General features: G+C 58.2%; 3 protein-coding genes. 1 reads left to right on the top strand and 2 read right to left on the bottom strand.

Annotated features, from left to right (window positions below; translation table 11 throughout):
• The first annotated feature begins 154 nt into the window (after positions 1–154).
• Entirely contained in the window at positions 155–2,914 is a 2,760-nt protein-coding gene (gene mgtA / locus VEZ52_RS10225; RefSeq protein ID WP_324836715.1) for a magnesium-translocating P-type ATPase, read from the top strand.
• Between the two features lie 112 nt (positions 2,915–3,026).
• On the opposite strand, the gene VEZ52_RS10220 is transcribed toward mgtA, so the two are convergent.
• Positions 3,027–4,229 carry a hypothetical protein gene (locus tag VEZ52_RS10220; RefSeq protein WP_324836714.1) on the bottom strand — a complete coding sequence of 401 codons (1,203 nt, stop codon included), beginning with the start codon at positions 4,227–4,229 and terminating at the stop codon, positions 3,027–3,029.
• Positions 4,230–4,385: 156 nt separating this feature from the next.
• A complete protein-coding gene (locus tag VEZ52_RS10215; RefSeq protein WP_324836713.1) occupies positions 4,386–6,428 on the bottom strand; it encodes a methyl-accepting chemotaxis protein in 2,043 nt (680 codons plus the stop codon).
• Positions 6,429–6,872 lie beyond the last annotated feature (444 nt).

The raw sequence follows: 6,872 nt of genomic DNA, 5'->3' as shown, positions 1-6,872 counted from the left end.
TGGAAGGAGCATCCTACATGTCGTCCGACAGTTGCCACAGTTCCCCTTCGGAACCTGACAGTTTACGTCGCACCACTCTTTCCACGCCATTCCGTTCCCGTAGCTGAAAATCTTCCTGCGGGTAACGCGTTGCGCGTGCTCCCAGGAGGATTTTATGGTTCTGCGCTCTTTTCTGCCGCACGGCCTTGTTGTGCCGTTTGCCCGTATTTTTGGCCGCAAAGGCCACGCAGCCACTCATTCCGTCAGTACTGAACTGGTTCGCCAGGCTGCAAGCCGCCTGCTTGATGCCGCCCGCGTTGAGCCGGACGAAGCCCTGCAGACGTTCAACTCCTCGCCCGATGGCCTTTCCCGCCATCAGGTGCATGAGATGCGCCATCAGTACGGGGCCAATATCCTTGCCGCCAAGGGCAGGGACAGCCTGCCCAAACGCCTGTTCACCTCGTTTATCAATCCATTCAGCGTTGTGCTTTTGCTGCTGGCCTGCATTTCTTTCTTTACCGACTATCTGCTTGTTGCTGCCGGAGAAAAAGACCTCACCGCCGTTATTATCGTGATGGTCATGGTCTGCATCAGCGGCGTGCTGCATTTCGTGCAGGAGGCCCGCTCCGGCAATGCTGTGGCCCGGCTTGAATCGCTGGTCAAAACCACCATAGAAGTGGTGCGCGAGGGCGAGGGCAAGGAACTGCCCATCAATTCGCTGGTGGTGGGCGATGTGGTGCGCCTGGCCGCAGGCGACATGATCCCCGCCGACATGCGGATTCTGCGGGCCAAGGATCTTTTTGTCAGCCAGTCTTCCCTCACTGGCGAGAGCGAACCGGTGGAAAAGTTCCCCCATGCCCTGCCCGCCGACACTGCCGCCGCCTCGCCCCTTGATTGCGACAATCTGGCCTTCATGGGCAGCAACGTTGTCAGCGGCGCGGCCTACGGCCTCGTGCTGGCTGTGGGTGGAGCGTCTCTTTTCGGCTCTCTGGCGCGCCAGATTGCTGCCACCACCACGCCCACCAGCTTTGACAAGGGCGTGAATTCCGTTTCCTGGCTGCTTTTGCGGTTCATGATCTGCATGGCCCCGGTGGTGCTTTTTATCAACGGCTTCACAAAGGGCGACTGGGTGGAAGCCTCCTTGTTTGCCCTTTCCGTTGCCGTGGGCCTTACGCCAGAGATGCTGCCCACCGTGGTATCCGCCAATCTTGTGCGCGGGGCCGTGTTCATGGCCCGCAAAAAGGTTATTGCCCGCCGCCTCAACGCCATCCAGAACCTTGGGGCCATGGACGTGCTGTGTACCGACAAGACGGGCACCCTCACGCAGGACAGGATTGTGCTTGAGTATTCGCTCGACATCCACGGCACGGAAGACGCCCGGGTGCTGCGTCACGCCTTTTTGAACAGCTGGTTCCAGACCGGCCTCAAAAACCTGCTGGACGCCGCCATCGTCAACCACGCCGATGAACTGAGCATGCAGCCCCTGCGCAAGGAATACAGCCTTGTGGACGAAATGCCCTTTGATTTCAGCCGCCGCCGCATGAGCGTGGTGGTGGCAGACACCACGGGCAAAACCCAGATCATCACCAAGGGCGCGCTGGAAGAAATGCTCACCGTATGCGCCTTTGCCGAATATCACGGGCAGGTCGAACCGCTCACGCCCGAACTCCAGGCCGAAATACTGGAGCGCGTGCGCCGCTACAACAACGACGGAATGCGTGTGGTGGGCGTGGCGCACAAAACCATGTCCGCGACGGGCGGCGTTTTCTCTGTGGCGGACGAAAAAGATATGGTGCTGCTGGGCTATCTGGCCTTTCTTGATCCGCCCAAGGATTCCGCATCAAAGGCCTTGGCTGCGCTCAACGAGCACGGCGTGCGCGTAAAGGTGCTGACAGGCGACAACGACGCCGTTACCCGCAGCGTGTGCCGTCAGGTGGGGCTGCCGGGGAAAAATATTCTGCTTGGCGCAGAAATTGAAGAGATGGACGATGCGGCCCTGAAAACTGCCGTTGAGGAAGCCGACATTTTCGCCAAGCTCAGCCCGCGCCAAAAAGCCCGCATAGTGACCTGCCTGCGCGGCAACGGCCATGTGGTGGGCTTTATGGGCGACGGCATCAACGATGCTCCGGCCATGAAGAACGCCGATGTGGGCATTTCCGTTGATTCCGCCGTGGACGTGGCCCGGGAATCCGCAGGCGTCATCCTGCTCGAAAAAGACCTCACCGTGCTTGAAGCCGGCGTGATGGAAGGCCGTCGCACCTATGCAAATATAATCAAATACATCAAGATTACGGTCAGTTCCAACTTCGGCAACATGTTCTCCGTGTTGGCGGCCAGTGTGTTTCTGCCGTTCTTGCCCATGACGCCCCTACAGATTCTGGTGCTCAACCTGCTCTACGATGTCTCGTGCACGGCCATGCCCTGGGACAATGTGGATGAGGACTTTTTACGCAAGCCGCGCAACTGGGATACGGACAGCATCCGGCGGTTCATGTTCTGGCTCGGGCCTACCAGCTCGGTCTTTGACCTCACAACCTACGCCCTGCTGTTCTGGGTGATCTGCCCTGCCGTGGTGCCCATGCCCGCAGGCGGCTGGCAAGCCATGAGCAGCGCCGATCAGGCGAGCTTTGCCGCCTTGTTTCAGGCGGGCTGGTTTGTGGAATCGCTGTGGACGCAGACCATGGTCATCCACATGCTGCGCACCCCGGGCATTCCCCTGCTGCACAGCCGCGCCGCATGGCAGGTAACCCTGCTCACGGGCCTTGGCGTTGCTGTGGGCACAGCCATTCCCTTCACCGCTCTGGGTCAGGGGCTGGACATGGGCGCGTTGCCCGCCAGCTACTTCCCCTGGCTGGCTGCGGTGCTTGTGGGTTATCTGACCCTGGCCACGCTGGTAAAGGGGGCCTTTATGCGCCGCTACAACACATGGTTATAACAAAAACTGCGGTCAGGGGGCTGGTTTCCAACCTCCTGGCCGCAGCACGAAAAGAAGCAGTCATCTGTTCCCGGCAAGGCTGTCTTAAACAGCCAGCGGGGGAAAAAACTGTTTAGCGTTTGCTGTCAAAAAAATCCTTCTGATCCCCCACCCCATACAAAAATGCACCCCGGTGGTCGGCGGTGTCGCCGGCATAGACGGCCTCAGCCCTGGCTCCCCCTGCGGTGATGGTGTAGCCCACGGCAAGAGTGGACACGTAGGGCGGCATGACCTCATCCACCTTGCCGTAATAGTAGCGGCAAGGCGTTGCCGAGCGCCACATGAAGGCCTGGTTATCGCGCAATCTGCGAAAAAATGTGTCCATACCCGCCGAGGATTGGGCCATGACTTCCTCTTGCACCAGGTCGGCGACCTTGGCGGGTATCTGCGGTTGCAGTTGCTCCCAGCCGATCTTGTTCTCGTAAAAATCACGGCACACAGCCTGATACTCAGGCTTGATGATGGTCTGCGGCAGGCCGGGCATGTCGTAATAATAGGCGTAGGAGTAGGTAAACAGGATGACGCTGCCCGCAAGCCACGTGGCGTCAAGCGATGAGGGGTTGTTTATCCAGCGGGTCAGCAGCAAATAAAGATCGGCTGGCGTAGCCGCCGTTGCCGCCGCCTTGACGGGCATGTTCAGGGATTCGAGCCGATGGCGGAATTGCTGGGTACTCCAGCTGCCCTGCGACCAGCCACTGAGATAGAGGCCATCCTCTTCAATACCCAGATCCGCCAGCACCGCGCGGGCGGCAAAGAGCATATCCATGCAGGCCTGCACTGTAGCCTCGCGCACCATATAGCTGTCCGGCTCGGTGGAATCTCCCTTGCCGATGTAGTCTGCGCCTATCACCACATAGCCGTTCCCCGCCAGCCGCGCGGTCACAATGCGTGTTTCGTCCGATTCCTCAGGGCGGGAAGGCACCGCCGTGCGGGTAAATACCGTGCCGTGCTGGTACGAAACCACGGGCAACTTCTTTTTGGCAATTTGCGGCACTGCCACTAGGCCGGAAGCCATGGTGGGCCGATTGCCCTGCTCCGGAATCACGGTAGAGTACTGCACCTTATAAAGGCTCACGCCATTGGCGGCTTCTGGGTACTGCATCTTGAAATTGCTGAACGCCGCCACTTCCGACGTAAGAATTTTATTCAGCCGTTCAACGCTGTAGTCGCCGATGTGCGTATAGCGCACTCCGGAGGCCACATCCTTGTAGTCTGCCGCGCTGGCAGTTACCGCCAGCAGCATGAACAAAAGAGCACTGATTATGGTCTGCCGCATGGAGCCTCCGGGTTTGCTGGTGTTTTTTCCACACTACTGATGCTCTGTTCTTTTGCAAGCCTCTGTGAGCAGCCCTGTGCCGATTTGAAAAAACAGATGAAAAGGGGGCCCTGCCATACGGCAAGGCCCCCCACATTGGTATGTACAGACAGACGGCTAATGGCCGGATTTCAAACTGCTGATAAGCCCGCGCAGTACCTGCGCCTGCTGGGCCATGTCGGAAACCGCCCCGGCAGAATGCTGCATGGCGGAACTGGTCTCGAGCGAGATACGGTTCACGTCTTCAATGGAGCGGTTGATCTCCTCGCTGGTGGAGGACTGTTCTTCCGCAGCAGTGGCGATGGATTGCACCTGCTGGGCCGTGGCGTCCACCAGATTCACAATTTCATGCAGGGCCTCGCCCGAGGTGCCCGCAAGCGTGGTGGCCGTATCAATCATATTTACAACCTGCTCCACGTTGCCCACGTTTTTGCGGGTGCCGTTCTGGATATCGCGGATGGCGTCGCCCACTTCCTTGGTAGCGGTCATGGTCTTTTCCGCCAGTTTGCGCACTTCATCGGCAACCACGGCAAACCCTCGCCCGGCTTCGCCAGCGCGCGCCGCTTCAATGGCCGCATTGAGCGCCAGCAGGTTGGTCTGGTCTGCAATGTCCGAAATAACACCCAAAATCTGCCCCGTACTCTCGGCCTGCTTGCCGAGCGTGGTCATCTCCGATTTCAGTTCCACGGCGCTGGTCTGGATGCGACTGATGTCCTTGACCACACTGGCAACCACATCTGCGCCGCTTTCAGCCTTGCTCTTGGCAGCTTTGGCGGATTCCGCCGCCTGCCCGGCGTTGCGCGCCACTTCAAGCACGGTGGCGTTCATTTCTTCCATGGCGGTGGCTGTTTCGCCCACGCGCGCAGTCTGGCTTTCAGCGCCGCGGCTGGCCTGCTCCACCTGGGCCGAGAGTTCTTCCGAAGCCGTGGTCACGGCCTCCACGACGCCTTCAAGCTCGGTGGCGGCATGCAGCATGCCATCGGCCTTGGCCTGTTCGGCGGCCATGCGGGCGGCTTCGGCTTCTTGTGTTGCGCAGGCGGCTCGCTCTGATTCTTCCTGCGCCAGACGGCTTTTTCCGTCAGCCTCGGCGATCTTGTCTTTAAGGCTGCCCACCATGCTGCGCAGGCTGTCTGCCAGATGACCAATTTCATTACGCCGCACCAGCGTCAGGCTGCGGTCAAGCTCGCCGTCCGCCACTGACCTGGCATAGGATTCCAGCTCTTGCAGGGGTTTGACGATGATCTTTTCAAGGGCCAGCAGGGTAATGCCCACTAGCAGCAGAATTGCGGCAAAGCCTGCGCCAACCATGAGGTTGCGCTGACTGTTGGCCGAGGCTTCGATCTCCGAGCGATCCATGGTGATGACGACCTTCCAGTTCCAGCCCGGAACCGGCGCCCATGCCAGCATTTTTTCCACGCCGTCGCGGGTGAAGGATTCGATGCCAGAAGGCGTGGCAAGGATACGGGCAATGCCTTCTTCCTTGGAAACATCCTTGAGCACGCGCTCGTTGTCGGGGTGCCCGACCATAACTCCCGTGGGCGCGACAATAAACGGATAGCCCGTTTTGCCCAGGTGGATATCGTTAATGTAGTTTTCCATCAGGCCGTCAATGGCATAGGCCATGCCCACGCCGCCAATGACCTTGCCGCTGTCGTCCACTATGGCATCGGCAACGCCCACAATGGCCTTGCCTGTGATCGCGCTCTTTGACGGGGTGTCGCTCAGACCGGGCTTGCCCTTGAAGGTCTCGCGAATGTACTCGCGGTGCGCGAAATTTTTGAGGCTGCCTTCCTTGCCGTGAACGCGGTTGATCAGCTGAGTTCCTTCCGTATCAAACAGAAAGAAGGAGTTTACTTCGTCTGCCGAGCGCGACATGGCCGAGAGAAAACCTGCGGCCTCGCCATTATCGTGCCGGTTGCGCAAATATTCCTTGAGGGCAGGTTGCAGTACGGCTCCGTGCAGCACCATCTGCTGCTGCTCGCCAAAGTCGCCCAGCGACTTGGCAATGGTGCCAGCCAGGAGGCGCATCTGATCAACGCTTGACGTCAGGCTGGCCTCATAACTGTAGCGGGCGACAACGACAATCAGGGCTGACTGCACCGCAAAAACCACCCCGCCCACAAGAAGCATCATTGCCATTCTGATGCTGCGTACCGACATAAACTAGCCTCCTCACTGCAAAACAGATCATTTCAATTCAGGCTGTCCACTGCGATCTTGCTAAAAACATCAAAAGTGAGGCAGATGCAATATACATTCCAATATATCAAGATATTTAATTTTATGATTATCACTTGAAATAACTGACATTTTATCATTATCTGGATATTGATTCCGTCACGTCACGTTCACATATGTCTGCATTTGTTAACACTGACATTAAAATAATTAACAGCAATACCTGCGCGTGGCCTTGTGGCTGCGGCAAAAAGAAGGTGAAATAAATATCTCCCGGCATAGCCAGGGGTTTTTCATATGCGCCTGTAAGGCTCTCTTACCAGCTGCGCCCTAGCAGGCGCATTGTACGATCTGACATTTGCATTTCTGTTACTTGCGGCCCGTAAACGGGCTTCCGGGATACGGGAGACTCAACTGATCGCCGAG

The sequence above is a fragment of the Desulfovibrio sp. genome, from assembly GCF_035644575.1.
In the GTDB taxonomy this organism is placed as follows: Bacteria; Desulfobacterota; Desulfovibrionia; order Desulfovibrionales; family Desulfovibrionaceae; genus Desulfovibrio.
The sequence above is the reverse complement of the archived record's forward strand: the minus strand, read 5'-3'. Positions and strand labels throughout refer to the sequence as shown.

Coding starts and splice junctions, on each gene's coding strand:
- VEZ52_RS10220 (WP_324836714.1), bottom strand. CDS start 4,229: ATGCGGCAGACCATAATCAGTGCTCTTTTGTTCATGCTGCTGGCGGTA.
- mgtA (WP_324836715.1), top strand. CDS start 155: ATGGTTCTGCGCTCTTTTCTGCCGCACGGCCTTGTTGTGCCGTTTGCC.
- VEZ52_RS10215 (WP_324836713.1), bottom strand. CDS start 6,428: ATGTCGGTACGCAGCATCAGAATGGCAATGATGCTTCTTGTGGGCGGG.